The 26152-nt window shown below is 63.6% G+C and carries 23 protein-coding genes, 1 rRNA gene and 1 pseudogene; 8 read left to right on the plus strand and 17 right to left on the minus strand.

Translation table 11 applies throughout. The features are described 5' to 3' along the window. Window positions 1–106 (plus strand): 5S ribosomal RNA (gene rrf, locus WB785_RS22855); the annotation flags it as partial. Between the two features lie 52 nt (window positions 107–158). Here rrf and WB785_RS22860 read toward each other — a convergent pair. From WB785_RS22860 to WB785_RS22870, 3 genes are all read right to left on the minus strand, one after another. Next, window positions 159–656 carry a methylated-DNA--[protein]-cysteine S-methyltransferase gene (locus WB785_RS22860; RefSeq protein WP_424082094.1) on the minus strand — a complete coding sequence of 166 codons (498 nt, stop codon included), beginning with the start codon at window positions 654–656 and terminating at the stop codon, window positions 159–161. Then, window positions 653–2140 carry an AlkA N-terminal domain-containing protein gene (locus tag WB785_RS22865; protein ID WP_424082095.1) on the minus strand — a complete coding sequence of 496 codons (1488 nt, stop codon included), beginning with the start codon at window positions 2138–2140 and terminating at the stop codon, window positions 653–655. The genes WB785_RS22860 and WB785_RS22865 overlap by 4 nt, the downstream gene beginning before the upstream one ends. Window positions 2141–2326: 186 nt before the next feature. Beyond that, complete coding sequence (locus tag WB785_RS22870) at window positions 2327–3931, minus strand: adenylate/guanylate cyclase domain-containing protein (RefSeq protein ID WP_424082097.1); 1605 nt, start codon at window positions 3929–3931, stop codon at window positions 2327–2329. A gap of 49 nt (window positions 3932–3980) precedes the next feature. On the opposite strand from WB785_RS22870, the gene nucS reads away from it, so the two are divergent. Together nucS and WB785_RS22880 are read left to right on the plus strand one after the other, a co-directional pair. Continuing rightward, entirely contained in the window at window positions 3981–4652 is a 672-nt protein-coding gene (nucS, locus tag WB785_RS22875; RefSeq protein WP_424082099.1) for an endonuclease NucS, read from the plus strand. A gap of 22 nt (window positions 4653–4674) precedes the next feature. Next, window positions 4675–4968, plus strand: coding sequence for a hypothetical protein (locus WB785_RS22880; RefSeq protein ID WP_424082101.1), 294 nt, complete (start codon window positions 4675–4677; stop codon window positions 4966–4968). Between the two features lie 5 nt (window positions 4969–4973). On the opposite strand, the gene mce is transcribed toward WB785_RS22880, so the two are convergent. Continuing rightward, a complete protein-coding gene (mce, locus tag WB785_RS22885; RefSeq protein ID WP_424082103.1) occupies window positions 4974–5456 on the minus strand; it encodes a methylmalonyl-CoA epimerase in 483 nt (160 codons plus the stop codon). Window positions 5457–5538: 82 nt separating this feature from the next. Here mce and WB785_RS22890 point away from each other — a divergent pair, with 82 nt between their 5' ends. Both WB785_RS22890 and WB785_RS22895 read left to right on the plus strand, forming a co-directional pair. Beyond that, window positions 5539–6720 carry an acetyl-CoA C-acetyltransferase gene (locus WB785_RS22890; RefSeq protein WP_424082104.1) on the plus strand — a complete coding sequence of 394 codons (1182 nt, stop codon included), beginning with the start codon at window positions 5539–5541 and terminating at the stop codon, window positions 6718–6720. Window positions 6721–6882: 162 nt separating this feature from the next. Further along, complete coding sequence (locus WB785_RS22895) at window positions 6883–7794, plus strand: co-chaperone YbbN (RefSeq protein WP_424082106.1); 912 nt, start codon at window positions 6883–6885, stop codon at window positions 7792–7794. A 4-nt stretch (window positions 7795–7798) separates the two neighbouring features. Here WB785_RS22895 and glgB read toward each other — a convergent pair whose 3' ends face one another. Together glgB and WB785_RS22905 are read right to left on the minus strand one after the other, a co-directional pair. After that, a complete protein-coding gene (gene glgB, locus WB785_RS22900; RefSeq protein ID WP_424082108.1) occupies window positions 7799–10000 on the minus strand; it encodes a 1,4-alpha-glucan branching protein GlgB in 2202 nt (733 codons plus the stop codon). A gap of 7 nt (window positions 10001–10007) precedes the next feature. Then, the gene (locus WB785_RS22905; protein ID WP_424082110.1) at window positions 10008–12104 is read right to left on the minus strand and encodes an alpha-1,4-glucan--maltose-1-phosphate maltosyltransferase; all 2097 of its coding nucleotides are present in this window, start codon (window positions 12102–12104) and stop codon (window positions 10008–10010) included. Window positions 12105–12253: 149 nt separating this feature from the next. On the opposite strand from WB785_RS22905, the gene glgP reads away from it, so the two are divergent. Together glgP and WB785_RS22915 are read left to right on the plus strand one after the other, a co-directional pair. Next, window positions 12254–14872: an alpha-glucan family phosphorylase gene (gene glgP / locus WB785_RS22910; RefSeq protein WP_424082112.1), complete on the plus strand. Its 2619-nt coding sequence runs from the start codon at window positions 12254–12256 to the stop codon at window positions 14870–14872. A gap of 299 nt (window positions 14873–15171) precedes the next feature. Then, window positions 15172–15417 (plus strand): hypothetical protein, encoded by a 246-nt coding sequence (locus tag WB785_RS22915; protein WP_424082114.1) that lies wholly within the window; start codon window positions 15172–15174, stop codon window positions 15415–15417. Between the two features lie 141 nt (window positions 15418–15558). Here WB785_RS22915 and WB785_RS22920 read toward each other — a convergent pair whose 3' ends face one another. From WB785_RS22920 to WB785_RS22930, 3 genes are read right to left on the minus strand one after another with little or no spacing between them, the layout of a single operon-like run. Beyond that, a complete protein-coding gene (locus WB785_RS22920; RefSeq protein ID WP_424082116.1) occupies window positions 15559–15948 on the minus strand; it encodes a DUF805 domain-containing protein in 390 nt (129 codons plus the stop codon). Between the two features lie 42 nt (window positions 15949–15990). Next, window positions 15991–16641: a hypothetical protein gene (locus WB785_RS22925; RefSeq protein ID WP_424082118.1), complete on the minus strand. Its 651-nt coding sequence runs from the start codon at window positions 16639–16641 to the stop codon at window positions 15991–15993. 29 nt (window positions 16642–16670) lie between these two features. Then, window positions 16671–17237 carry a hypothetical protein gene (locus tag WB785_RS22930; protein ID WP_424082120.1) on the minus strand — a complete coding sequence of 189 codons (567 nt, stop codon included), beginning with the start codon at window positions 17235–17237 and terminating at the stop codon, window positions 16671–16673. A 188-nt stretch (window positions 17238–17425) separates the two neighbouring features. Here WB785_RS22930 and WB785_RS22935 point away from each other — a divergent pair. After that, window positions 17426–18119 (plus strand): annotated as a pseudogene (locus WB785_RS22935) (patatin-like phospholipase family protein); the annotation flags it as partial. 34 nt (window positions 18120–18153) lie between these two features. Here the strand turns inward: WB785_RS22935 and WB785_RS22940 are convergent. The 8 genes from WB785_RS22940 to WB785_RS22975 all read right to left on the minus strand — a co-directional run. Next, a complete protein-coding gene (locus WB785_RS22940; RefSeq protein WP_424082121.1) occupies window positions 18154–18315 on the minus strand; it encodes a hypothetical protein in 162 nt (53 codons plus the stop codon). A gap of 23 nt (window positions 18316–18338) precedes the next feature. Continuing rightward, a complete protein-coding gene (locus WB785_RS22945; RefSeq protein WP_424082123.1) occupies window positions 18339–19280 on the minus strand; it encodes a DUF6777 domain-containing protein in 942 nt (313 codons plus the stop codon). Window positions 19281–19511: 231 nt separating this feature from the next. Continuing rightward, entirely contained in the window at window positions 19512–20660 is a 1149-nt protein-coding gene (locus WB785_RS22950; protein WP_424082125.1) for an adenylate/guanylate cyclase domain-containing protein, read from the minus strand. A 79-nt stretch (window positions 20661–20739) separates the two neighbouring features. Then, the gene (locus WB785_RS22955) at window positions 20740–20982 is read right to left on the minus strand and encodes a DUF2891 family protein (RefSeq protein ID WP_424082127.1); all 243 of its coding nucleotides are present in this window, start codon (window positions 20980–20982) and stop codon (window positions 20740–20742) included. After that, window positions 20979–21611: a DUF2891 family protein gene (locus WB785_RS22960; RefSeq protein WP_424082129.1), complete on the minus strand. Its 633-nt coding sequence runs from the start codon at window positions 21609–21611 to the stop codon at window positions 20979–20981. The genes WB785_RS22955 and WB785_RS22960 overlap by 4 nt, the downstream gene beginning before the upstream one ends. Window positions 21612–22609: 998 nt before the next feature. Beyond that, entirely contained in the window at window positions 22610–24433 is a 1824-nt protein-coding gene (locus tag WB785_RS22965; protein WP_424082131.1) for a S9 family peptidase, read from the minus strand. Window positions 24434–24465: 32 nt separating this feature from the next. After that, on the minus strand, window positions 24466–24891 hold the full coding sequence (locus WB785_RS22970) for a hypothetical protein (RefSeq protein ID WP_424082133.1): 426 nt from the start codon (window positions 24889–24891) through the stop codon (window positions 24466–24468). Window positions 24892–25152: 261 nt separating this feature from the next. Next, on the minus strand, window positions 25153–26152 hold a 1000-nt coding region (locus tag WB785_RS22975), incomplete at its 5' end, for a hypothetical protein (protein ID WP_424082135.1).

Raw genomic sequence — 26152 nt, forward strand, 5'->3', positions numbered from 1 at the left:
CCACAGCGACAGGGAAACGCCCGGACCCATCCCGAACCCGGAAGCTAAGCCTGCCAGCGCCGATGATACTACCCAACCCGGGTGGAAAAGTAGGACACCGCCGAACACACACAAAAAAGGGCACCCCGCAAAGGTGCCCTTTTTTGCGTCAACAGGTGCTAATCGAAAAGCGTTAAATTCCCTGATTTTACGGTTTTCTCCATTTCGAGCAGCGACCGTTTCCGATCAAGACCGCCGCCATATCCGGTAAGGCTTCCGCTTGCACCGATTACCCGGTGGCACGGAACGATAATGGCGATCGGATTATGGCCATTTGCCAACCCAACGGCGCGAGCGGCTCCGGTAGCGCCGATCTGTTCTGCGATCTGTCCATACGATCGGGTTTCCCCATACGGAATGGTCAGCAGCGCCTCCCAGACGCGCCGCTGAAACTCGCTGCCGGCCAGGCTCAACTCGAGGTCGAAATCGGTTCGCTTGCCCGCGAAATACGCCTGCAGCTGGTCGACAGCATCCGGAAAGGCCCGGTCGTCGGGCACCCAATCAGCGCGGTTCGGCTCATAGGTTTGGTTCAGCATGCGCAGGTTCGTCAGCACACCGCCACGGCCGGCCAACGCCAAGGGGCCGATAGGGCTGTCAATGGTGCGGTAATGGATCATGCGATCTCCTTGGATGGCCACTGGTTCACCGGATGCTCCAGCGTGGTCCACAGGTGCTGAGTGGCATACGAGCGCCAAGGGCGCCACGGGCGACTTCGTGAAATCAGTGCTTGCTGAGCGGTTGGCAGGCTCAATCGCTCGGCAGCTAACCGCAATCCGAGGTCGCTGGCGGGAAAGGCGTCAGGGTCGCCTAGGCCGCGCATGGCGATGACCTCTGCGGTCCAGGGGCCGATACCGGGCAGAGCCAGCAACTGCTGGCGGGCCGCCTCCCAGTCGCAGCCGGTGTCCAGCACGACATTGCCGTCGGCCAGCCCCGCGATTAGCGCGGTCATTGTCCGCCGACGTGCCTCCGGGACCGCGAGATGGGCCGGATCGATGTTGGCGAGCTGCGCGACCGACGGAAAGGTGTGCGTCAGGGCGCCGTCGGCGTCGTGGACCCGCTGGCCGTATGCGACGACGAGTCTGCTCGCGTGGGTTCGCGCGGCCTTGGTCGATACCTGCTGACCCAGCACCCCCCGCACAGCGAGTTCGGCTTCGTCGACGGTCCGGGGTATGCGTTGCCCAGGTGCCTTGGCGACAACCGGCGCCAGTGCTGGATCAGATTGCAATACCTCGATCACCGCCTCTGGATCGGCGTCGAGGTCTAACAACCGTCTGCAACGCGAGATCGCGCTCGTCAAGTCGCGGAAATCGTCGAGCACCAGCAGACATCGGACGTGATCGGGTGCGGGTGTCAGGCTGACGATGCCGTTTCCGAATGGCAGCCGAAGCGTCCGCCGATATGTGTGGTCGCGCACCTCCTCGCATCCAGGCACCACGCCGGCGGCCAGATGGCCGAAGACCCCCTCGTAGGCGAACGGAACCCGCACCGGTAGGCGCAGCGACACTGTCCCGGATGAGGCGCCCTCGCGCCCGAACCGCGAGGCCGCTCGTTTGCGCAACTGCGTGGGAGTGCTATCGCAGACTAAGCGAAGGGTGTCGTTGAACTGGCGGATGCTGGAAAAGCCTGCGGCGAAAGCGACATCGCCGAACGGCAGATCTGTTGTCTCGATCAACACCCGCGCAGTTTGCGTGCGCTGCGCGCGGGCGAGGGCAAGCGGGCCCGCACCGGTCTCGGCCTGCAGTAGCCGCTCAAGCTGTCGCGTGGTGTAGCCCAGCCGGGCGGCAAGCCCGGTGACGCCCTCGCGGTCAACCACGCCGTCGGCGATCAATCGCATGGCCCGGGCGACGAGGTCGCCGCGGATGTTCCACTCTGGCGAGCCTGGCGACGCGTCCGGGCGGCAGCGCTTGCATGCCCGGAAGCCGGCGCGTTGGGCGGCGGCTGCCGTCGGATAAAACCGGACATTGCGGGCGAACGGTGGCCGGACCGGACAACTGGGGCGGCAATAGATCCCGGTGGTCAGCACCGCGGTGACGAACCAGCCGTCGAACCGGGCATCCTTGGATTGCACGGCCCGATAGCAGCGTTCGAAATCTTCATGCACGGTTGAAACAATTACACCCGACCACTGACATTACTGGCGGAAAACCGACATCGTCGTGGTTGGAGGGGGTGGAGCCCGCGTTACACGGTGATGAGGCCTAGTGGTGGCGTCGCCGTCGATCGTGCTGGCGACTATGGAACGCAACCGCTAAGCCTGCGCGAGTAGCGCTTGAGGGCGTTCGCATGGCTAGACCGGGGTTGCCAGCTGCGTCGGCTGGTCGTGGCCGCGCAGCGTCACGGTCTCGCCCAAAGACCAACGGGCCCGCTCATTTTCACCCGCCGCGTTGACGGTGTCCGAGGACGCAAGTAGCCGGCCGGGTTCGTCCTTAGCCAGCTCGCACAGTCGGGCGGCTTCGTTGACCGGTTCGCCGATGACCGTGTATTCGAACCGTTCTTTGGCGCCCACATTTCCGGCGACCGCTTTACCCGCCGCGACCCCGATACCGGCTGGGCACTCGGGGACCTCGCTGTCGAGTCGGCTAGCGATCGCGCGTGCCGCGGCCAGCGCCTGCTCCTCCGGTCGGTCGAGACGGTTGGGTGCTCCGAAGACTGCGAGCACGCCATCGCCCTCGAATTTGTTGACCAGTCCACACTGCCGATCGACCTCTTCGACGACCACCGCGAAGAATCGGTTGAGCAACTGGACGACTTCCGCGGCGGGGCGGCTCGTCACCAATTGCGTGGAACCGACGATATCGACGAAAACGACTGCGACATAGCGCTCTTCACCACCGAGTTTTGGTCGTTCGCGCTCGGCCGCTGCTGCGACTTCGCGTCCCACGTGCCGGCCGAACAAGTCGCGCACTCGTTCACGCTCACGCAGGCCGTCGACCATCGAGTTGAAGCCCCGCTGCAGCTCGCCGAGTTCTGTCCCGTCGAAGACCACCAGATTGCCTCGCAGATCGCCCTGCTCGACACGTCTGAGCGCGGCGCGTACCACCCGTACCGGTGTCGCGGTGAGCCAGGACAGGACCCACATCAGCAGAAAGCCGACGATCAACGTCGCCGTCGCCACGATTAGCACCGCCACTTCGAACTGGGTCTGGGTCATGTTCCCCAGCACCAGCGCGAAAAACGCGCTCAGCGCGATGCCGACGACGGGCAGACCCGAACCGAGCAACCAGACCGTCATGGTTCGGCCCAGGATGCCCGGCGCAAACCGACGTGGCGGTGGTCCGGCCTCAAGCGCTTGGGCCGCCACCGGACGCAAAGCGAATTCGGTGATCAGGTAGCCGCTGGTGGCCACCAGAACACCGCAGAGGCTCAAGACGAGCAAAAATCTGGGGATGAACAGGCCGTTAGCCAGGCCGTAGAGCGTCGTCAGCAGTGCCGCCCCGACTCCCCAGAAGATCAGGAGGCGCACCGCCACCCGCAACGGGGCCAAGAAGGTGTTGCGCTCGTCGAGCGGGGTGGGTTTGCGTCCCTCGATGGCCCATCGCATTCTTCGCAGGGCCCGCCGGGTGATCCAGAAGATGCCGAACACCAACGCGGCGACAATGTACGCCGGTGCGACTACGAAGCTGATCCACAGCGGCGCATCGGAAAAGACACTGGGCGCCGGGAAAGCCACCGTCACCAGCAGCACGGCGACAGCGATCCCAATCACGTTCACCCCGACCAGGAGCACAGTCAAAATGACCTGGATTCGCACTCGGCGACGGCGCTGGCTCTCGGAGACCCTGCCGAGCAGCCACGAGCCATACGCTGGGGTCTCTGAGAGCCGGCCACTCTGACGAGTCACCCTCTCCAGGAGCCGGCCCAAGCGTTGCGCCAGCGATGTGTTGGCCGTCATGTTGGCGTCAGCCTAATTCGTCTCCTGGCTCCCGCTTAAGGTGAGTCGCGTGCGTCTCGTCATCGCCCAGTGCACGGTGGACTATCTCGGCCGACTCACCGCTCATCTGGCATCAGCCCGTCGACTATTGCTGGTCAAGGCCGATGGTTCGGTGAGCGTGCACGCCGACGACCGTGCCTACAAGCCGCTGAACTGGATGAGCCCGCCGTGTTGGCTCACCGAGGAGCTGGACGGCGCGCTGCCGGTCTGGGTGGTGCAGAACAAATCCGGCGAGCAATTGCGCATCACCATCGAGGACGTCGAGCACGACTCCAGCCACGACTTGGGCGTCGATCCCGGGCTGGTCAAGGACGGCGTCGAAGCCCACCTGCAAGCGTTGCTGGCCGAGCATGTCGAGCTGCTTGGCGACGGATATACCCTGGTGCGCCGCGAGTACATGACCGCGATCGGGCCGGTCGACCTGCTGTGCCGCGACGAGCGGGGCCGCTCGGTCGCGGTCGAGATCAAGCGTCGCGGGGAGATCGACGGAGTTGAGCAGCTCACCCGTTATCTGGAGTTGCTCAACCGGGATAGCCTGCTGGCGCCGGTGAGCGGGGTGTTCGCCGCACAGCAGATTAAGCCGCAAGCGAAAACTTTGGCCATTGATCGCGGAATCCGTTGTTTGACATTGGATTACGACAAGATGCGCGGAATGGATTCAGACGAGTTCCGGCTGTTCTGAGCTGTCTCACTAGACTGGGGTCATGCCTCGGCGCCGCACTCCACCGCGTAAGCAGCCGTTTCGGCCGCTACCGGTGCAACACCGGGTGGAAACCGGGCCCGACGGCTACGACTACCAAGTGCGACCGGTCGCTGCCGCGCGCGCTGGCAAGACATATCGCTGCCCCGGTTGCGATCACGAAATCCCTTCGGGCACAGCCCATGTGGTGGTGTGGCTAGCAGAATCCGGTGAGGTGGCGATCGACGACCGGCGGCACTGGCACACCTCGTGCTGGGCTAATCGGGCAACCCGCGCGCCCACTCGAAAGTGGTCTTGAAGAAATCAGTGCGCAGAGTCTGAGTCGGCAGACGGTTCGACCAATTCGATCAGAACGCCGCCGGCGTCCTTGGGATGGATGAAATTGATTCGCGAGTTCGCTGTGCCGCGCCGGGGGCCCTCGTAGAGCAGCCGGACACCCTGCTCGCGCAGCCGGTCGGTGAGGGATTCGAGGTCGCTGACACGGTAAGCGATTTGTTGAATGCCGGGACCGCGCTTGTCGAGGAACTTCGCGATCACCGACGACTCGTTGAGCGGGGCCATCAGTTGCACCTGCGCGCTGCCGACCGGAGCTCCGCGCACCGACAACATCGCCTCGCGAATGCCCTGGTCGTCGTTGATTTCCTCGTGCAGCACGATCATGCCGAGGTGGTCGTGGTACCACGCGATCGCAGCATCGAGGTCGGGCACCGCAATGCCGACATGGTCGACTGCCGTCACCAACGCGGTGGCGAGTATTAGACGGCCGTCAACTTGATCGGTGGTCATAACGTAACGGTAACCTGACGGGAAAGATTCCGCCTCTCCGATCCGTTGGATCGGTAGTTAAGCCCCGCTTTTGGAGGTAGTCATGACGACATCGGTGATCGTTGCTGGAGCGCGAACCCCGATCGGCAAGTTGATGGGTTCGCTGAAGGACTTCTCCGGCAGCGATCTCGGTGGCATCGCGATCGCCGGCGCCCTGGAGAAGGCCAACGTGCCCGCCTCTGCGGTCGAGTACGTGATCATGGGCCAAGTGCTGACCGCCGGGGCTGGTCAGTTGCCTGCCCGGCAAGCCGCGGTAGCGGCCGGTATCGGTTGGGATGTGCCGGCCATGACCATCAACAAGATGTGCCTGTCCGGTATCGATGCGATCGCCCTGGCTGACCAGCTGATTCGCGCCGGTGAGTTCGACGTCGTGGTGGCCGGCGGCCAGGAGTCGATGACTAAGGCGCCGCATCTGCTGATGGACAGCCGCGCCGGCTACAAGTACGGCGATGTGACGGTGCTCGACCACATGGCCTACGACGGCCTGCACGACGTGTTCACCGACCAGCCGATGGGCGCGCTGACTGAGCAGCGCAACGACGTCGACAAGTTCACCCGGCTCGAACAGGACGAATTCGCTGCGCGGTCGCACCAGAAGGCAGCCGCCGCATGGAAGGACGGCGTCTTCGCCGACGAAGTCGTGCCGGTGAACATCCCGCAGCGCAAAGGCGATCCATTGCAGTTCAACGAGGATGAGGGCATCCGCGCCAACACCACCGCGGAATCGCTGGCCGGGCTGAAGCCGGCGTTTCGTCGGGACGGCACCATCACCGCCGGATCGGCGTCGCAGATTTCCGACGGCGCGGCCGCGGTGGTCGTGATGAACAAGGACAAGGCCACCGAGCTGGGGTTGTCGTGGCTGGTCGAGATCGGCGCACACGGCGTGGTGGCCGGCCCGGATTCGACGCTGCAATCACAGCCTGCCAACGCGATCAAAAAGGCTCTTGGTCGCGAAGGTATCTCCGTCGGCCAACTCGAAGTGGTGGAGATCAACGAGGCGTTTTCCGCCGTGGCGCTGGCCTCGACCCGGGAACTGGGCGTCGATCCCGACATCGTCAACGTCAACGGCGGTGCCATCGCCGTCGGGCATCCGATCGGGATGTCGGGCGCCCGGATCACGCTGCATGCGGCGCTCGAACTGGCCCGCCGCGGCTCCGGATACGGGGTTGCTGCGCTGTGCGGAGCCGGTGGTCAGGGCGACGCGTTGATCCTCCGCGCCGGTTAGTTACCGGCCAGTACGTTCAGTCGGCGACGAATCCACTGTCGCGCTGAGAAGTTTGCCGGCGTAGTGATCGCGGTGACCTGCCGACGGTGAATGTGATGTTGCTCATACGGCTGCCTGAACCGGATGAGACGCGATCGATGACCGCGTGCCAGACTTGATCGCGTGACCCGTCCGCGACCTCCGATTGGCCCTGCGATGACCGGTGCGGTCGACTTGTCCGGCCTCAAGCAAAGCGCGCCGTCTAGCGGCGATGCGGCCACGGCGGGATCGGCTGGATCGTCTGTGCCCATCGGCACCGAGATCAACGAAACCAACTTCGAAGAAGAGGTGCTGCTGCGGTCCAACGAGGTGCCGGTAGTCGTGCTGTTGTGGTCGCCGCGCAGCGATGTGTGCCTCGAGTTGGCCGACGTTCTGTCCGGCCTGGCCGCCGCGGACAACGGCAAGTGGTCGCTGGCCAGCGTCAACGTCGACACGGCTCCACGGGTGGCACAGATATTCGGCGTCGAAGTCGTCCCGACTGTCGTGGCTTTGGCCGGGGGGCAGCCACTTTCGAGCTTTCAAGGCATTCAGCCGGCCGATCAGCTGCGCCGCTGGGTGGACTCACTGCTGTCGGCAACTGCGGGCAAGCTCAGCGGCGCAACGACTTCCGAGGAACCCGAGGCGGTGGACCCGGCGCTCGCGCAGGCGCGCCAGCAGCTGCAGGACGGGGATTTCGCCGCGGCCTCCGACTCGTATCAGGCGATCCTGGACGACGATCCGAACAACGCCGAGGCCAAGGGTGCGATTCGCCAGCTCGCCTTCCTGATGCGTGCTACCGCGCAAGGGCCCGAGGCAGTGGCCCGCGCCGATGCCGCTCCTGACGACATCGAAGCCGCTTTCGCCGCCGCCGACGTGCAGATCCTCAACCAGGATGTCCAGGCAGCCTTCGACCGATTGGTTGCGTTAGTGCGGCGGACGTCCGGCGACGAGCGGACCTCGGTGCGCACCCGGCTGATCGAGTTGTTCGAGCTCTTCGACGCCGCCGACCCTGACGTCATCGCCGGCCGGCGTAACCTCGCCAACGCCCTGTACTAGTCGCCTATTCGGGCTCTAGCCACAGCGCTGAGGTCGGCGGCAACACCAACACCGCGGATGCCGGGCGACCGTGCCACGGTTCGTCGGTTGCGTCGACACCGCCGAGATTGCCGATACCGGTGCCGTTGTAGTTGGTCGCGTCAGTGTTGAGGACCTCACGCCACCGGCCCGGGGTGGGCAGGCCCAGACGATAGCCGCTGTGCTCCGCACCGGCGAAATTGAACACGCAGGCCATCACCGAGCCGTCGCTGCCGTACCGAAGGAAGCTCAAGACGTTGTTGGCGGAGTCGTTGGCGTCGATCCAGGAATAGCCCTCGGGCGTAGTGTCCTGGCTCCACAGTGCCGGGTGGCCGCGGTAGATCTTGTTGAGATCGTTGATCAGGCAGGAGATCCCGGTGGAGAAGCTGTTCTCGTCGAGTTGGAACCAATCCAGACCGCGTTCCTCCGACCATTCGGCGCGCTGCCCGAATTCCTGGCCCATGAACAGCAGCTGCTTACCCGGGTGCGCCCACTGGTAGGCCAGCAGGCTGCGCAAGCCGGCCGCTTTCACGTGGTCGTTGCCCGGCATGCGCGACCACAGCGTGCCCTTACCGTGCACCACCTCGTCGTGGCTGATCGGTAGCACGAAGTTCTCGCTGAATGCGTAGAGCATCGAGAAGGTGATCTCGTGGTGGTGGTAACTGCGGTGCACCGGATCGTGGCCGATGTAGTCCAGGGTGTCGTGCATCCAGCCCATGTTCCACTTCATCGAAAAGCCCAGGCCACCAACGCTAGTCGGCCGCGATACACCGGGCCACGACGTTGACTCCTCGGCGATGGTGACGATTCCCGGTGCCGCCTTATGCGCTGTGGCGTTCATCTCCTGTAGGAACTGCACAGCTTCCAGATTCTCCCGGCCGCCATAGATGTTCGGCGTCCAGCCACCGGCGGGGCGCGAATAATCGAGATAAAGCATCGATGCGACGGCGTCCACCCGCAGGCCGTCGATGTGGAATTGCTCGAGCCAGTACAGCGCATTGGCCACCAGGAAATTTCGCACCTCGGCACGACCGAAGTCGAATACGTAAGTACCCCAGTCGAGTTGCTCGCCACGTCGAGGGTCGGAATGCTCGTAGAGCGGGGTGCCGTCGAACCGGCCCAGCGCCCATGCATCCTTGGGAAAGTGGGCCGGGACCCAGTCCACGATGACGCCGATTCCAGCCTGGTGCAGCGCGTCGACGAGGGCCCGGAATTCGTCCGGCGTGCCGAACCGCGACGTCGGCGCGTAGTAGGACGTGACTTGATAGCCCCACGATCCGGCGAACGGGTGCTCGGCGACGGGTAGCATCTCGACGTGAGTAAACCCATGCGCTACAACGTAATCCGTCAGCTCGCGGGCGAGCTCGCGATAGGACAGGCCCGGTCGCCACGAGCCCAGGTGCACTTCGTAGGTGCTCATCGGCTCGAACACCGGATTGCGCTGGGCCCGCGCCGTCATCCAGTCGTCATCGGTCCATCGGTAGGTGCTCACGTTCACCCGTGATGCCGTATGCGGAGGCACCTCGGTGGCGAATGCGAACGGGTCCGCCCGGTCCGTGATCGAGCCGTCGGCGCCGTGCACCCGGAACTTGTACAGGCCATCGGGCGGGAAGCCCGGCCAGAACAACTCCCATACTCCCGACGAGCCCAATACCCGCAGCGGGGCATCGTTACCGTTCCAGCCGTTGAACTCCCCGATCAAGCTGACGCCCTTGGCGTTGGGCGCCCAGACGGCGAACGACACACCTTGAACCACGCCGTCGGCGGTCTTAAACGAGCGTGGATGCGCGCCCAGCACCTCCCACAGTCGTTCGTGGCGTCCCTCACCGAACAGATGCAGATCGACTTCGCCCAACGTCGGCAGAAAGCGGTAGGGGTCGGCAACGGTATTCGAACCGGCGCCGTCGTAACTCACCTCGAGGCGATAGTCGATGAGGTCGACGAAGGGCAGCGCCACCGCGAACAATCCGGAGTCGATGTGTTGCAGCGGAAACCGTTCTTGGCCGACAAGTGCGACGACCTCGGTGGCGTGTGGCCGGAAGGATCGGATGACTGTGTGGTCGCCGTACTCGTGGGCGCCGAGGATGCCGTGCGGGTTGTGGTGCTCACCGGCCAAAAGGCGGGCCAAGTCGCTGGGTTCAGGCGCCAAATCAGTCCTGGCGAGTTGGTCGGTGGACTTGGACTTCATCGGGGCGTCACCTCCGGCGCAAGAGCGCCATTCTGGATTCGGACGGTATGAGCGGCATGTTGATGATGTGAGCGGGTGCGCGGCCAGGGTCGATGCGTATGTAGTTGGCCTGTCCCCATTGGTATTCCTCGCCGGTTATCTCGTCTCGGACCCAGAACCGCTCGTAGTGCTCCATACCCAATGCGGCCATGTCCAACCACAACGTCGCTTCTTCCGGGCCGAACGCGTTAAGCGTCACCGCAACCAGCACGCAGTCGCCGGTGACCGGGTCGAACTTGCTGTAAGCCAACAGTGCGTCGTTGTCGACGGCGTGAAACGTGATGTTGCGCAGTTGCTGAAGAGCAGGATGGAGTCGACGAATCTTGTTCAGCCCTGCGATAAATGGCTCCAGCGATCGGCCCGCTGCCAGTGCGCCGGCGAAGTCGCGCGGTCGCAACTCGTACTTCTCGGAGTCGAGATATTCCTCGCTGCCTTCCAACACGGCTTCGTGTTCGAAGAGCTCATAACCGGAGTACATCCCCCATGCCGGGCTCATCGTTGCCGCCAGTACGGCCCGTATCGCGAACATGCCCGGGCCATTGTGTTGCAAGACGGCATGCAGGATGTCTGGGGTGTTGACGAACAAATTGGGACGGCGGAAGTCGGCGAGATGGGGAATCTCCTCGCCGAATTGGGTGAGCTCCCACTTCGACGTGCGCCACGTGAAGTAGGTGTAGGACTGGGTGAAGCCCAGCTTGGCCAGGCCGAACTGGCGTGCCGGCGGTGTGAATGCCTCGGACAAAAACAACACGTCCGGATCGATGGCCTTCACTTGGCCGATGAGCCACGCCCAGAAGTCGGGCGGCTTGGTGTGCGGATTGTCGACACGGAAAACCTTCACCCCATGGTCCACCCAATGCAGCACCACACGCAGCACCTCGTCGTACAGACCGGCGGGGTCGTTGTCGAAGTTGATCGGGTAGATGTCCTGGTACTTCTTCGGCGGGTTTTCCGCGTAGGCGATGGTGCCATCGGGCAATTCGGTGAACCACTGGCGATGTTGCTTGGCCCACGGGTGATCCGGCGCGCATTGCAGCGCCAGGTCTAAAGCCACCTCCATACCCAAGTCCTGCACCGCTGCCACGAAGTTGTCGAAGTCCTCGATCGTGCCCAGCTGCGGATGCACCGCGTCATGGCCGCCCTCATCGCTTCCGATCGCCCACGGCGACCCGACGTCGCCGGGGACCGCGGTCGCGGTGTTGTTGCGGCCCTTGCGGTGAACTTTGCCGATCGGATGGATCGGCGGCAGGTACACCACGTCGAAGCCCATCTGCGCGATTCGCGGCAATGCCCCCGTCGCAGTGGCGAAGGTGCCGTGCACCGGGTTTCCCTTGGCGTCCCGGCCACCGGTTGAGCGGGGGAACATTTCGTACCACGAGCCGAACCGGGCCAGCGGCCGATCCACCCACACTCCGTATTGCTCGCCGCGGCTGACCAGCTCACGCAATGGGTACTGCGTCAAGAGTTCTTCGACCTCGGGGCTCAGCGCCAGCGCGGCCCGGGAAACCGGATCCCCCGGCGCTTGCAGGGCTGCGGCGGCAGCACGCAACGGTTGGCGCGAGCCACGGGGGACACCGGTCGCGGCGCGTTCGAGTAGCTGTGCTCCGATCAGCAGGTCATTGGACAGTTCGGACTCGCCTTGGCCGGCCTCCAGCTTGGCCTCGATGGCGTGGCGCCAGGTGTGGATCGGGTCACCCCAACCGTCCACCCGAAACGTCCACAACCCAACGCTGTCCGGGATGAACTGACCGTGAAACACGTAGGGCTCGTCGCCCATGCTCATCGGTTGCAGCAGCGGCTTGACCCGGGGGAGCGGCGCGGCGGCGGGTTCGGCCACTGATGCGGTCTTTAAGGGGGCCTGCACCGCCTTGAGCCGCCGGGTTTCGCCGGCTTGCGGGTAGCGTGCGCCGAGGTAGCGCACCACCAGCGTCGCTGCAACCGCGTCGTGACCCTCACGCCATACCGTCGCGCGGACTGGAACTACCTCGCCGACCACAGCTTTTGCGGGATACGCGCCACACGATACGACGGGCGCGACGTCATCGATCTCGACACGACCGGGCACCGTCACTCCGTTCTGATTCTTGAGTTGCTACTCAGGCGACAAGCTCTTTGCGCCCAATACCCACCGTAGTGTCGGGCCACACTCGGGGCAGGGATGCGCACGTTGTTCGGGAGGCGAACCCCGGTGTGTGGTCAGTAAGGTAGGGACGCGTGAAAGCCCTGCGTAGGTTCACGGTCCGTGCTCACCTTCCGGAACGCCTGGGGGCGCTCGAACAGCTGTCGACCAACCTGCGGTGGTCGTGGGACAAGCCGACGCAGGAGCTCTTCGAGGCGATCGAACCGGCGCTGTGGGCGAAGTGCGCTCAAGATCCGGTAGCCCTGCTGGGCGCAGTGAGCCCGGCTCGGCTCGACGAACTGGCGCTCGACGGCGCTTTTTTGGATCGCCTCGATGCTCTGGCCGCCGAGCTGAACAACTATCTGAGCCGCCCGCTGTGGTACCAGCAGCAAGAAAGCGGCGGCGCTGCCATGCCCAACGGCATCGCCTACTTCTCGATGGAGTTTGGCGTCGCCGAGGTGCTGCCGAACTACTCGGGCGGATTGGGAATCCTGGCCGGCGATCATTTGAAGTCCGCGTCGGATCTCGGATTGCCGTTGATCGCGGTCGGCCTGTACTACCGCTCCGGCTATTTCCGGCAGTCGCTGACTGCCGACGGTTGGCAGCATGAGACCTACCCTGCGCTGGATCCCCAGGGCCTGCCGTTGCGATTGCTCACCGACGGCGCCGGGGAGCCGGTGCTGGTTGAGCTGGCGCTGCCGGACGCCGAGCGGCTGCGTGCGCGGATCTGGGTAGCGCAGGTCGGTCGGGTACCGCTGCTGCTGCTGGATTCCGACATTCCGGAGAACGAGCACGACCTGCGCGGGGTCACCGATCGCCTCTACGGCGGGGATCAAGAACACCGCATGCAGCAGGAAATCCTGGCCGGCATCGGCGGGATACGTGCCATCCGGGCCTTCACCGCCATCGAAGGGCTGCCCGCGCCCGAGGTGTACCACATGAATGAAGGCCATGCCGGATTCCTCGGTGCCGAGCGCATCCGCGAACTCGTCGACGCCGGGCTGGATTTCGACACCGCGTTGACGGTGGTGCGCTCCAGCACGGTTTTCACGACACACACCCCAGTGCCTGCCGGTATCGACCGGTTTCCGATGGAGATGGTGGAGCAGTACTTCGCAGACGCCGAGGCCGGCGAGACTGGCCCCGCGCTGCTGCCGGGCGTGCCGCTGGCCCGGATCCAGGCGCTGGGCGCCGAGGATGACCCGGAGAAGTTCAATATGGCCCACATGGGCCTGCGGCTGGCGCAGCGCGCGAACGGCGTTTCGCTGCTGCACGGCCGGGTCAGTCGAGCGATGTTCAACGAGCTGTGGCCCGGATTCGACGCCGACGAGGTGCCGATCGGCTCGATCACCAACGGCGTCCACGCCCGGAGTTGGGCGGCGACACAATGGTTGGAGCTGGGTCGCGAACTGGTGGGGCCGGACGACGCGGCGTTCAGTGACCCCGGAGTCTGGCTGCGACTAAACGAGGTCGACGCCGGTCATCTGTGGTGGATCCGCTCGCAACTGCGGGCGCTGCTGGTCGAAGACGTCCGGGCGCGGCTGCGCCGCTCGTGGCTCGAACGTGGCGCACCCGAAGCCGAATTAGGTTGGATCGAAACGGCATTCGATCCCGACGTGCTGACCATCGGGTTCGCTCGTCGGGTCCCGACCTACAAGCGGCTGACCCTCATGCTGCGTGACCCGGACCGGCTGCAACAGCTGTTGCTCGACGAGCAGCGGCCGATCCAGCTGATCGTCGCCGGCAAGTCGCACCCCGCCGACGACGGAGGCAAGGCGCTCATCCAGCAAGTTGTGCAGTTCGCCGACCGGCCTGAGGTGCGCCACCGCATCGCGTTCCTGCCCGACTACGACATGTCGATGGCCCGGCTGCTGTATTGGGGCTGCGACGTGTGGTTGAACAATCCGCTGCGCCCGCTGGAAGCGTGCGGAACGTCGGGGATGAAGAGCGCGCTCAACGGCGGGCTGAACCTGTCCATCCGCGACGGCTGGTGGGACGAGTGGTACGACGGCGAGAACGGTTGGGCGATACCGTCTGCCTCCGGAGTGGCCGACGAGGGTCGCCGCGACGACCTGGAGGCGGCCGCGCTCTATGACCTGCTGCAAAAGTCGGTGGCTCCGACCTTCTACGAGCGCGACGAGCAGTCAGTGCCGCGCCGGTGGATCGAGATGGTCCGCCACACGCTGCAAACGCTCGGCCCGAAAGTCCTTGCCTCCCGGATGGTGCGCGACTATGTCGAGAATTACTACTTACCGGCGGCGGAGTCGCTGCGCCACACCGTGACGGTTGACGGCGACGGGCAGGTGACGTTCGACCCGGCCCGCGAGTTGGCCGCCTACCGCCGGCGGGCGTACGAGGCGTGGCCGCTAATCCACATCACCGACGTCGACAGCACCGGGCTGCCCGACACTCCAGTGCTTGGGTCGAAGCTCACGCTGACCGCGACCGTAGAGCTAGCCAGGCTGCGCCCCGACGAGGTCACGGTCGAGGCGGTGGTTGGCCGGGTCGACACCAGCGACGCACTGGTCGACCCGGTCACGATCGAGATGCCGTACACCGGCACCGCGGCCGGCGGCGAGCACATCTTCTCCACCACGACGACGCTGCCGGTCGCCGGCTCGGTCGGTTACACCGTGCGGGCGCTACCGCATCATCCGATGCTTGCGTCTGGCGCCGAGCTCGGTCTGGTCACCCTGGCCGCTCCGGCTGTCTGACGATGCTGGCTGGAAGGGACTCCATTACTGGTCAACCGCAAGTGATCAAGCTGGGACGCGTATACGCTGCAGCTCGTACTGAACAACAAGGTCGGTCAAAATCGCCCGCCACCAGCGCGTGCTCACGCCACAAGGGCCCGTCGCAGCAGGCCTGAGAATTACACAGCTTGACGACGTATATCGATGCGATCGCCCGCAGTAATCCTGGAGGTGACTTCGGCGAGGCGAACCAATGAGCGTCAGGGCCAGAAGCGGACGGACGACGCTCAACAGCTCATCAGGAGGCTGGGAATTTGAGCATGCCCAAAATTGCTGCGGTGCGCAGCGTCCTCTTCGCCGTCGGAATTGTCGCATTGTGGATCGCCGGGAAGCTGGCGTACGCGGGTCTCGGCAACGGCACGTTCCATGTCGCCATGTGGGAACTCGTCGTCCTAGTGGTAGTCGGTGGTGCCCTGATCGTGTTCGGGTGGCAGCGCAGTACAGGGGCCACCACCGATCGCGAAGATGAGCCCGGTGACGGTATCGACGCAGAAGATGAGCTATGACTCGGTTTAGATGCTCTGCTGTCCACACCCACGGGCTCGGGCGACGTCCTGGCACCTCCTAACGAAGCTTCGGACGCCCGATTCAAGCTGCGCCAGGACGCTCGGCGAGTGCGCAGTCGTCACGCCGCAGAATGCCCTGCCTTAAGTCGCAGCTCCGAATTGGTGGTTCGGGAATGGGTTTGCGGCTAAAGGATCGGATCCGAACCGGTTCCGTCCTTCGTCGCCTTTGGTGGCGAACCATCTGATGAGAATGATCGCGCCGATGAACGGGATCACGGCGATCAGGATCCACCAACCCGAACGGTCGATATCGTGTAGGCGCCGAACTTCGACGGCCCAGCTGGGAAAGAAGAAGGGGAGCCCCAAAAGCAGGTTAACGAGGTTTGTGTGCAGCATCCAGTTGCCAATGTTCCCCACGATGGCGACCGTGCCGGCGAAGAGCATCCAGTACCAGAATTCGGACCGGCAGGCCCGGTCGCTGAAATTGAAGTATTTGGTGAATCCGGCTGAAATCGCTTGTATGAAGCCCATCTCATCTCCCGTTCTCAATGGAATCAAAAACCGCCACCAGGCTTATGGCGTCAAGCCCGGCTCCTCCTGCTTCTGCACTACTGGCACCGCAGGCTCGTCTTTGATCGGCATGCATTCACCGGCTGCCGCTTCTTTGCGGATGATCAGCCACGTGATGATGCTGCCGCTGCACGCAGCGACCGCAACCAACGCCGCCACCAACAGGATGGCCGCGGCCTGGGGTTGGCGTCGGGTGCCGGACAGCGCTTTGCCGAACGCGGCGAGCGCGTGGCGCAACGCCATGCCGTAGCTGCGCACCGCGTGATAGGTGTTGAAGGTCGTCGCGAACGTGTTGTAGACGGCGATGCCTTTCTGCGCGACCGACCCGCGGTAGGCCACCGCCCACGATTGGATCGTGATGGCAATGCCGGTGAACAGAAGGAACGGAACCAGAACCACGTAGGTCGAGTCGAAGAACAGGGCTATGTCTTGGTCGTCGAGCCAGTGCAGGGCGTATGCGCCGAGTCCCAGCACGATGCTGATGCACCAGGTGAATCCGATGGCGGCCATGATGGCGACGCACCACGCCATGAACCGTGGCATACCGCCGGCGTGTTTGGCTTCCACCCATGCCCTGCCGACGCACCTCGCGTTGTTGATCGAGATGAGCAGGTTCACCACCCATAGCCCAGCCAGTGCCAATAGGGTAAACATGCAGCCTCCTCGGCTTTTCGAGTCGGGGTTTAGCGCCCAACGGTGTTGATGCGTTGGGCCGCGCCGATGTTCTCGCCAGCGATGTGTGCCACCAGTACGGCCAGTGGAATGTGGTCGTGCTCACTGAAGATCGGGTCCGGCGCCCACGTCGGGTACTGGCAGGTGCGCGGCTGGTCGAACCATTCGCCGTGGCCGCGTTTGAGGTAGTAGCCGGTCTTGTGGCTGTTCTCGATGTCGTCGGGACCGAACGCGGTCATCGGTTTCACCCACGAACCGGGCAGTGAGATGAAGAACTCGGCGGGGATGGCGGGCCTCACGAATCCCGGTGGTGCTCCACCGTTCTCGAGGATCGCGCACGGCGAGGCGGCAACAGAGATCAACCGCTCATCCGCGGCATAGGACAGCGAATCCTCGACCAGGGCGGATATCGCGGCCAGTGCGGTGAAATCAATGCTGGCCAGCGTCTGAGCCTTGGGCTCCTCGTAGTCCATGCACGGGGCGAACTTGGCTTTGGCGTCGGGTGCGCCATACACCACGCCCTGGCCGATCTTGGTCAGCACACCCAGCTTGTCGCGGTCGATCAGTTGCCCTGCCATGGCAAACCTCCCGCGCCACCAGCGAGGCCCAGCTGGACCGTCACGGCGTTACGCTGAGCTTGAGTCGTCATCTTCTTCCTCGGTGGGGCAAATGTCCAGGGTCGGGGCCTGCCGTGAGGGCTGGTCATTCCAACCGGTTGGTGAAGTCACAGCAACGTTGACGCCAACCCCTTGGAGGATTCTTGGTGCGCTACGTCGGGACCAGTATGGGCGCGATCATCGCGGGGCTCGCGGCCTCCGGTAGGGACGCGGACGCGGTAGATGCGACTATCTACGAGTACGTCATCCGCAGCAACCCGACCAGTGACTACACCCTGCCATCCAAAGGACTTATTCGTGGGGCGGCGCACGTTGGATGCGCTCCGCAACGCGGCCAGCTCGTCGAAGAGCTGCCGCACGAATTCCGCTGTGTCAGCGTCGATCTCCTGGCCCGCCAGCCAGTTGTGCACCGCCGCGGGCCGGTTGCCGACGTCGTCGGCTGTTCGCTGCGAGTGCCGGGTCTTTACGCGCCCGTCGTCTACGACGGTTCGTTGCACGTCGACGGCGGGGTGCTCGACAACCTGCCGTGGCCGCGTTGGGGCGTTCGGACGAGCCCTTGATCGCGGTGACTATAGGTAGCGGTCAGGCGGCGAAGCCCGTCTCGGCGACGAAGCCGGCGCGCTCGCCGTGGGTGCCGAACCTTGTGGACACCCTCATGCGCACCATGACGATCGGCAGCGCGATGGCGTCCTCGGCGGTGCTGGCGCACGCCGACGTAGCGATCCATGCCGACACAAGCAGCATCGGCTTCCTCGAGTGGCACCAGATGATCGTGCCCGGGAGGTAGGCCGGATCGCAGCCCGTGAAGCCCTAACGCAAATCATTGAACTGGTGCGGCGCTAGTGCGGGCAAGGAGGGAGTGATCCTGAATTGTCGTTCACTGCTTAGTGGCAACCCACGTGCCGTGGACCCAGTTGTCGTCCCATTTGCCGTCGCGGATGACGGTGCGGCCGCCCTCGGTAGCGAAGACACCCTTAATGGTGAGGTAGTCGTATGGGCCGTTAGGGCCGGCGAGCACAAACGATCCGTCGGCGTTCAAAGGGCCGCTCTTGCCGCGGATTGTCAGTGTGTTGCCTTGAAGGGTGACGGTGAAGGGGAAGTGGGCGGCGAACTCGTGCCAGGTTGGGGTGAGCTGACGGGTTGGGTGTGTGGCGTGTCGTTGGTGCCAGTGGTGGCGACGGGTCGGTTGAAGGGTCGGCCGGTGACGACGTCAACGAGGACGAACTTGGCGATCTTCGCAGTAATGGGTTTGACCTCGACTAGGGCTCCGGGGTGGTAACCGGGCCAGGGTGCGCCGACGAGTCTCGGTGCGCCTCTCAATGCGATCGGCGCGGTGAGGGGGCTGCCCGAGTAGCAGCGGACGCGGGGCACCCCGTGGGCGTCGACGAGCACGGCGGTACCCGCTTGGAAGACCGATTGCAGGGTACGGAGGTGGGTTCCGTCGAATCCGTGGTTGGTGACCCGGGTGTCTAGCCGCAACACGACTGGGGTGAGTTCGCGCAGATAGGTCGGGATGTCGGCGACGCCAAGGGGATGCCCGCCGCTCCAGAACACGGTGGTGTCGCTGTTGAGGGATTCGACAAAGGCGCTCGCTTGGGCGGGGTGGGCGCGCAGGAAGTCGATTATTTTGTCGCGATCGACTTGGGCGTTGTTGACGGTGCCTCCGTAGAGGCCGTCGCGGTCGCCGGGCAGGGGCTGGGTCGCCACGGTAGTGCCGTCGCCCTGTGGCTGCAGGGTGGGCGCGGGCTGAGTGTTCGTCGGCGGCGGCTCGGCCGCGGGGGGCATGAACGCGTTGGCCCCGGGGTCGGTGGCTCCGGTAAGCACTAACTCCCCACCGGTCGCCTTGGAATGACAGGACGTGCTGGCACCTGCGGCCGCTACGAGCGCTACCACCAGCAACGCGATGAGCCGATTACGCTTCGACCGGGTCGCGGCGCGGTTCAGATTGCGGGCTTGGTGGCGCCCCGCCAAAGCGGGTAGGCGCGGTATGTGGTCATCCGTCATGGTAGGCATCCCCTCGACTCGGTCGGAGCTGCTAACTGATCCAACCGTGGCCGCACAGGCACCATTACGTTTCTATTCATTTGGCCTTTCCTAATCGCCAGAAGCGCTGGGTGTTCGGTCAAGTGTGGGGCGGACGCCTTGGGAGATTCTTGAAACACCTTCGGTGTGCCACGCTCGGCAGTGCCGTATAAGGGTCAGCCCACGAGGACTATCCGCCGCGGTGCTGTGGACTTAGGGGTGTGGATCGAGGTTGCCCTGCAGGTTGCTGTTAGCGAGTCCGACCTCGTCAGCGGTCTTGCGTGCGATAACCGGAAATACGGTCTCCATCCCGCTCCGACCTTTGATTTCGACGGATTCGCTTGCGCCCCAGATAAATTGGCCATAAGCGGCGCGGTGTACGCCGCTGGTCACCAGCACCGCTGCCCGCCCGCCGCGGCCGGCCAGCCCGGACAACCGGAACGCCACGTTGGTCGCATCGCCGATCACCGCGTCGACCGACCTGGTCATTGCGGCCAATGCGGCCATGCCCTGCACCACACCCCAGCCCATGTGGATCGGCAAGCCGTCCGGCCCGCGCAACGGCAGCTCGGGACCGAGCTGCTCCACAAGCTGATTCGCGGAGAGAGCGAAGTCGATCGCCAGCTCGATTGCATCCGGAAACCGGTCCACCTCCCAGACCGCAAACAACGCGTCGCCGGCGTAGTGACTCAGGGAGCCGTGATGGGCCTGCAGGACACCGCCTACCCCATGCCACAGTGTGTGCAGGCTTCGCGCCATAACTTGCTCGTCTGTCACCTGCGAGATCGTCGAGTAGTTGACGATGTCGCCGACCACCATCACCATTGCGGCCTGGCCGATCCGGGCCTGTGTGAGCCGTGGGGCGCTCTTGGCGACAGCGGTGAACCGCTGCGAGGAGAAGGTAAGTGCCACATCGCCGATCCGGATCTCGTCGCCGGGGCGAATAGGCAAGATAGCCGCCCGTTCGAGCCGCACACCGTTGAGCGACGTGCCATTGCTGCTGGTATCGATCAGGAAAGCCTGATCGTTTGCGGCGTCGAGCCGAATCTCGAGGTGGGTGCGGGAGATCTCGGGGTCGTCGATAACGAGTCGGCGTCGCTCGCTGATGCCCGTGCATTCCCGACCGACAAACAGCTGATCAAAAATCGGCACATCGCGTTTGGAGCCGCCCTCGTCGACGACGAGGAAGCCCTGTGGCTCGTCGGGTGGCCCGCCCGGCACCTTTTCGAAGGCCGCCATCATCTCTTCGCTCCTAGCCGTCGCCGCGCTTACTCGGTTGCGCGCGTGCACCAGCGCGGCCAACTCACGATATACCGAATGCGTTGTAGGGCCGGGTGAATACGCCTTTTGGCATATCGACATTCGACGAACGCCTTCCTTCAAACCGCGACCTGCACAGCTCTTGGCAATGCTTCCGTATCGAGTCAGCGCCTAAAGTGAGTCACCGCGTTCGCAGCAGGCGCTGCTGAGCCTGATCGCGGAGGTCCAGGGCATGCACACCGAACTGGGCGACCCAGTGGCTGTAGGAGCGATAATTCTCGCGCCATAGTTCAGGCGCGTTGAACGTCGCAAGAAAGTATTGATCTGCCGCAGCAGCCAATTGCTTACGACCAAGTGCCGCTGCGGCGATGTAGAGCGCCCACGACCGTGAGAAGTTGAGCCCAGCCGCGTGGACCCTGCTCACCCCCCGCGAGGCCAGCGGTTGCACGGCGGTGACCGCGTCCAAAACCCTTGCGAGATCGCATTGTCCATAACGTTGGGGTCGGCGATGTGCGCGTCGCTGAGGGCAAGGAGGACATTGGCACAGGGATCGAAAAACCCGCTTATCCGTCGGCCCGCTTGCGAGCATGGCTCTTTCCAGCGCCTCACTAAGACCGACACAACCGTGCGACGAAGGGTGGCCGCAACTTCGGGAGCGAAGCGGAGATACCAGCGGTGAAGCGCGAACACTGCGAACGATAGGTTCTGATATTCAGCCGCAGAGAAGTCGGCGCCTTCGACGTGATCCATGATCCAGCGACGCAGGTGAGAAGTTACCGCCAAGGCCAATGGCGTCATGTCGGCTGAGGCCGATTCTCGAGTGAGAATTAGAAACCACGCGAAGCCGTAGGGAATCTCCTGATCGAGTTTCCCGGCATTTAGCGACGCAAGCTCACAGCGCAGGCCGTCGGGAGATATTACGGACTGGGCGATATCGACAAACTTCGGATCGCTGGTCAGGCGCGAGATGACACGGAGCGCATAGTTCCCGTGGACGGCACTGTGCCAATCGACGCACCCATGGAAGACCGGGTGCGCAGTGTCGTCGCGCACAACGCACTGGGTAATCGGCGCCGAAAGAGCTCGAGCCACGTTCGGCGCACCACCGATCTGATCCAGCGTGAAGGGCGGCTGAATCTCACTAGTTGGGTTACGGCGAGAGGACTCGCGCCCGTCGGCCCACAGCGAGCAGGCGGCTAAAAAAGTAGCGTTGCTACGACGCCGACCAGGGCCAGCCGGCTAAGGCGGCGCGGCAACGCTCGCTTTCCAGCGTCGCCAGACGTCGGCATGCCTCTATTATCTAGTGCCCTCGACGGCTCCCACTGCAGCTTTGCGATTTGATCCCCCGCAGCTTACTGCCAAGAAAGTTCCAAGAAGTCCGCGTCAAACTTCGACCATGCATTCCACCGGCATAGAACGAATTTGCTTACTACGCTATGAGCACAGCCAAACACGTAACTGCATCGCAAAAAGGAAACCGGAGATTCCTCAAGGGAGGTCAACAATGACCAAGAGACATACTCGTGCACGGCACTTCCTCGCACAATGGTCCTTGCCTATCGCCACTGCGATCTTTGTCGCGTCGGGAGCCGGCGTCATAGCGTCCGCAGTACCAGTCGAAGCGCAGCCACCGGGGACCCTTTGCGGTCACGTCGAGACTCGCACCGGTGTCGCCTTACCGGTCATTGTGCTCAACGGTAATCCCGACTGTATGACGGCGGTTCAGGTTGCGTCGGACTATCTGACCGGACCACGACTCGCCGACGGCGGCACCCTCCAGCTCCAGAACGTCGACGGTTGGCAGTGTGACGTACCTTTGCTGCCAGGGCGCTCTCACGCCGACTCCTACATGGAGTGTGATCAATCAGGCAACAGTTTCAAAATCGGCAACTGAGGTAATCCGATAATTTGCTGCAGTCATATTTCGGCTGTTTGCGCGTTGATCTAGACGGCTGGTTCCAAGTAGTTTGACGCGCGTGTATAGAGGTCCTGCAAAATGCGCTGCGAGCCGAGTCTCAGGTGCGCCGGATCTGGTTGCCTAGCAAGTCAGTTCACTCCGCCCTGCCGCCGAGGTGTTTGGCGAGGAAGCGGTCGGCCCGGTGGTAGAAGTCGAGGCGGTTCTCGGGCTTGACCAATCCGTGGCCTTCGTTTTCGTACATCACGTACTCATGATCGATACCACGCTCCGTCATGGCCGCAACGATCTGCTCTGATTCTGCCCGCTTTACGCGCGGATCATTCTCGCCTTGTGCGATGAGGATGGGGATCTTGATGGCGTCGACTCTAGACAGCGGCGAACGTGACCACAGGAAGTCCTTGTCCTCACCAACCCGCTTGTGCCACATCGCGATCATCGGCTTCCAGTACTCGGGGAACGACTCGATGAGCGTGTTCAGGTTGGACGGGCCGACCATAGATATCGCACACTTGAAAACGTCAGGGGTAAACGTCGCACCGATCAGCGCGGCGTAACCCCCGTAGGATCCACCATAGATGGCCACGCGCTCACCGTCGACAACGCCTTGCGCGACAAGGTGATTGATGGCATCCAGCAGATCCTCGTGCATTTTGGCGCCCCACTCGTGGTTACCGGCGTTCATGAACGCTTTGCCATAGCCGCTGGAGCCGCGGTAATTCACGTTCACGCACAGGTATCCGCGGTTCGTGAGCCACTGTGCCTCGGGATCAAGTCCCCAGCCGTCGCGAACCCATGGGCCACCGTGGACGACGAGGACGGTCGGCAGGTTGGTGCGCTCGACGCCGACAGGGAAGGAGAGGTAGCCATGGATCGTCAGCCCGTCTCGCGCCCTAAAGGTGAAGGGCTCCATCGGCACCAGCGGGTAGTCGTTCAGCTGCGGCTGGTGGTCGAACAGGAATGTGGCGGTCCTAGCAGGGCGATCCCATCTATAGAACTTCACAGGCGCGGAGTCGTCGTCGAACGCCACGAGCCAGGTCATGTCATCGTGGTCTCGACCGCTGATGATCAACTCGCCCGCATTGAGCCGCTGGAGAGCTTCGACATCGGCGCGGACCGAGTCGTCGAAGATCCTGTACTCCAGGCGATCACGATATACTGTAACGGCTTCGATCGCGCGCGTGTCAGGGTTCATCATCACCCCTGCAATGTCGTATATCGGATCCTCGGCGATCACCTCGACCGCACCGGTCGCGATGTCCATCTTCACCAGTCGTCCGGCGTTCGAGTCGACTGATGACTGGATGTACATGCCATTACCGTCCTTCGTGAACCCAACGGGCCCCGTCGATTCCGCATCGTCGGGCGATACTTCAAGCAGTGGCCGCCAATCGGACACTTCGTCGTCACGCACCAGGATCACCGCGCCCCCATCGGGCGTCGTCTCGACCGCGCCGCGGACCCTCAGGTCGTAGTCGACCACCCAACCGACAAAGCCCGGGTTGTCAACGATCTTCTCCAGCTTTCCAGTCGTCAGATCCAAGTGGTACACGTCGTGCAGTTGCGGATTGTCCTTGTTCAAGCCGAGGAGCACATCATTCGGAAATCGCTTGTGGTGGGCCATGAGCCGGCATTGCACATCGTCCACCGGCGTGAGGTCACGCTCTACACCCGTGTCCAAGTCGACGTCGTAGAGGCGGAAGTTCTCGCTTCCATCTTTATCGCGCACGTACATCAGGTGGCGGTTATCTTGGGCCCATAGGTAACCCTGGATCCCGCGGTCAGTGTCGTGGGTAACCGGTCGCTCGTTTCCCGTTCCGGCTTCACCTACGAACACGTTGAGGACGCCGTCAAGTGGTGCAACGTATGACAGCCGCTTGCCGTCGGGCGAGATTTGCGGCGCCGTCCGTTCTGGGTGGCCCAGCAGTACTTCGAGCGGGATGAGCTTCACATCGGCCATGCAGGGGACTTCCTGTTTCATTTCTCGACGAGTCAGAACGCATTGACGGTGGTATCGCTGCCAACGAACATGCCGTGCCCAGTGCCGTCGTTGGTGAAGCGAATGCCCTCATTGCCTGCCACGACCGTCCAGCCCTGGATGTGGTAGGTCTGGCCTGGGACGAGGGTGCCAAAAGGGGCATGGTTGTATCCGGTGCCAATGTTGGCACTTCGGTAACTGAAGTGACCTGACGCGGTGACGAAAGCCTGATCATCGTCCGCTGAGGCGTGGACAAAACTACCCTGGCAGATCACATTAGGGCCGATGCCGGGATCTGCATCGTCGGAGCCTATTTCGCAGAGCATCGGTGGTGTCTGGGTCTTCACCTTCGCGTCGTGGCCTGGGGTGGGATCGGCGGTTGCCAGCGGTGCGAAGGTGACTGCTGCAATGCCGAGTCCCGCTAGTGCAATTTTCCTCATCTCGGCCCTTTCTCGGAACAGTTTGGGATGTACCTATATGCCGCAATGGGATTGGATTCTTGTCGCCGGTGATGGTCACGCCGTGGCCGCTCCCATTGCCGCGGGTTTCCGATCGTCCGCTGAACTGGCCGCGCGCGAGTTCCGCCCGAGCATCTGGTCACACCGTTGTGTTGCAATCTGCATATGCCAGCGGCGGATGCGCCACGCGGACCGCAGTCGAGGCTGCGAGCGCGGCGAGTCCGAATGCGATTTTGCTCATCTCTAGGCCGTTCTTTCTCCGCGGCGTTTCCACACCCAGGCGCCGCCGGCACCTAGCACCAACGCCAGCACCGCAACCAGCCCGACCAGCGCGGGCGTCATGGCTCCTCGCGGATGCGAGGCCACCGCCAAATCGATGAGGGACTTGCCGTCGTCGGAGGGACCGACACCTGGCAGAGTTTGCGTCTTCGCCACGGTGATCTGGCCGCCGTTGGTGGGGTTATTGGCCTGACCCCACGCAAGCGTGGAGTCATCGAGCATGAAGGTGTCCTGATTGCCGACAGGCTGGCTGTCGTCATGGCCCACCCGTTGTACCTTGCCGACCTGGACCCACTGGTTATAAGCCGGGATATAGGCAGCGACATCATGGTAGAGCGGCGGCGGCGATCCGCCGTAGAAGCTGCCCGATGCCAGATAATCCCCGCCGACCGCGGTGAACGGAAACACCCCGCCGACTTCGACGTTGAGCATCACCCTGCTACCGGGGAAGACGTATGCCTCGCGGTAGGCGCCCGCATAGAAGTAGCGGAAAGTCATCGCCTCGTGCATCGGGTTGTACAGGAGCGGATGCCCATCCTGGTCGTAGTCGATGTAGTCCCAATGGCGGGGATGGGCCAGCCCGTTGACAACGTCAATGTGGGCGTTGCGGCTCTCGATCACGCTCTGTACCTGCTGATTGAAATCCACATGAGTCGGGGGCGGCGACGGGTAGGCGGGGTCAACCGGCGTCGCCGGCGCCGCCTCGGCCGCCGCAATGGCCTGAGGCGACGCGTCCAAACCCTTCGGCGGCGCAACAACCGCAGGCTTGGTCGTCGGAGCCTGGTTCGGCGGATTGCTCGGCGCCTGCACCGGCGTGGTGGCGGGGGCCTGGGTCGGCGCATTCGGTGGCTGCGTGGTGACTCGAGCCGGGGGCGTCACGCCAAAACACGCGTTATATGCGGCGTTATCGTGCGTTGCTATGGCCGGGTCAACGCACGCGTGGCAGGCTTGGGCGCCCATATTC

Origin of the sequence: Mycobacterium sp. (genome assembly GCF_049585075.1) — a bacterium.
Lineage (GTDB): Bacteria > Actinomycetota > Actinomycetes > Mycobacteriales > Mycobacteriaceae > Mycobacterium.

Excerpts from the sequence above, each read along its gene's own strand:
- WB785_RS22860 (WP_424082094.1), bottom strand. The coding sequence starts at position 656 with ATGATCCATTACCGCACCATTGACAGCCCTATCGGCCCCTTGGCGTTG.
- WB785_RS22870 (WP_424082097.1), bottom strand. The coding sequence starts at position 3,931 with ATGACGGCCAACACATCGCTGGCGCAACGCTTGGGCCGGCTCCTGGAG.
- WB785_RS22880 (WP_424082101.1), top strand. The coding sequence starts at position 4,675 with ATGCCTCGGCGCCGCACTCCACCGCGTAAGCAGCCGTTTCGGCCGCTA.
- mce (WP_424082103.1), bottom strand. The coding sequence starts at position 5,456 with ATGACCACCGATCAAGTTGACGGCCGTCTAATACTCGCCACCGCGTTG.
- WB785_RS22890 (WP_424082104.1), top strand. The coding sequence starts at position 5,539 with ATGACGACATCGGTGATCGTTGCTGGAGCGCGAACCCCGATCGGCAAG.
- glgB (WP_424082108.1), bottom strand. The coding sequence starts at position 10,000 with ATGAAGTCCAAGTCCACCGACCAACTCGCCAGGACTGATTTGGCGCCT.
- WB785_RS22915 (WP_424082114.1), top strand. The coding sequence starts at position 15,172 with ATGCCCAAAATTGCTGCGGTGCGCAGCGTCCTCTTCGCCGTCGGAATT.
- WB785_RS22920 (WP_424082116.1), bottom strand. The coding sequence starts at position 15,948 with ATGGGCTTCATACAAGCGATTTCAGCCGGATTCACCAAATACTTCAAT.
- WB785_RS22925 (WP_424082118.1), bottom strand. The coding sequence starts at position 16,641 with ATGTTTACCCTATTGGCACTGGCTGGGCTATGGGTGGTGAACCTGCTC.
- WB785_RS22930 (WP_424082120.1), bottom strand. The coding sequence starts at position 17,237 with ATGGCAGGGCAACTGATCGACCGCGACAAGCTGGGTGTGCTGACCAAG.
- WB785_RS22945 (WP_424082123.1), bottom strand. The coding sequence starts at position 19,280 with ATGACGGATGACCACATACCGCGCCTACCCGCTTTGGCGGGGCGCCAC.
- WB785_RS22950 (WP_424082125.1), bottom strand. The coding sequence starts at position 20,660 with ATGTCGATATGCCAAAAGGCGTATTCACCCGGCCCTACAACGCATTCG.
- WB785_RS22965 (WP_424082131.1), bottom strand. The coding sequence starts at position 24,433 with ATGGCCGATGTGAAGCTCATCCCGCTCGAAGTACTGCTGGGCCACCCA.
- WB785_RS22970 (WP_424082133.1), bottom strand. The coding sequence starts at position 24,891 with ATGAGGAAAATTGCACTAGCGGGACTCGGCATTGCAGCAGTCACCTTC.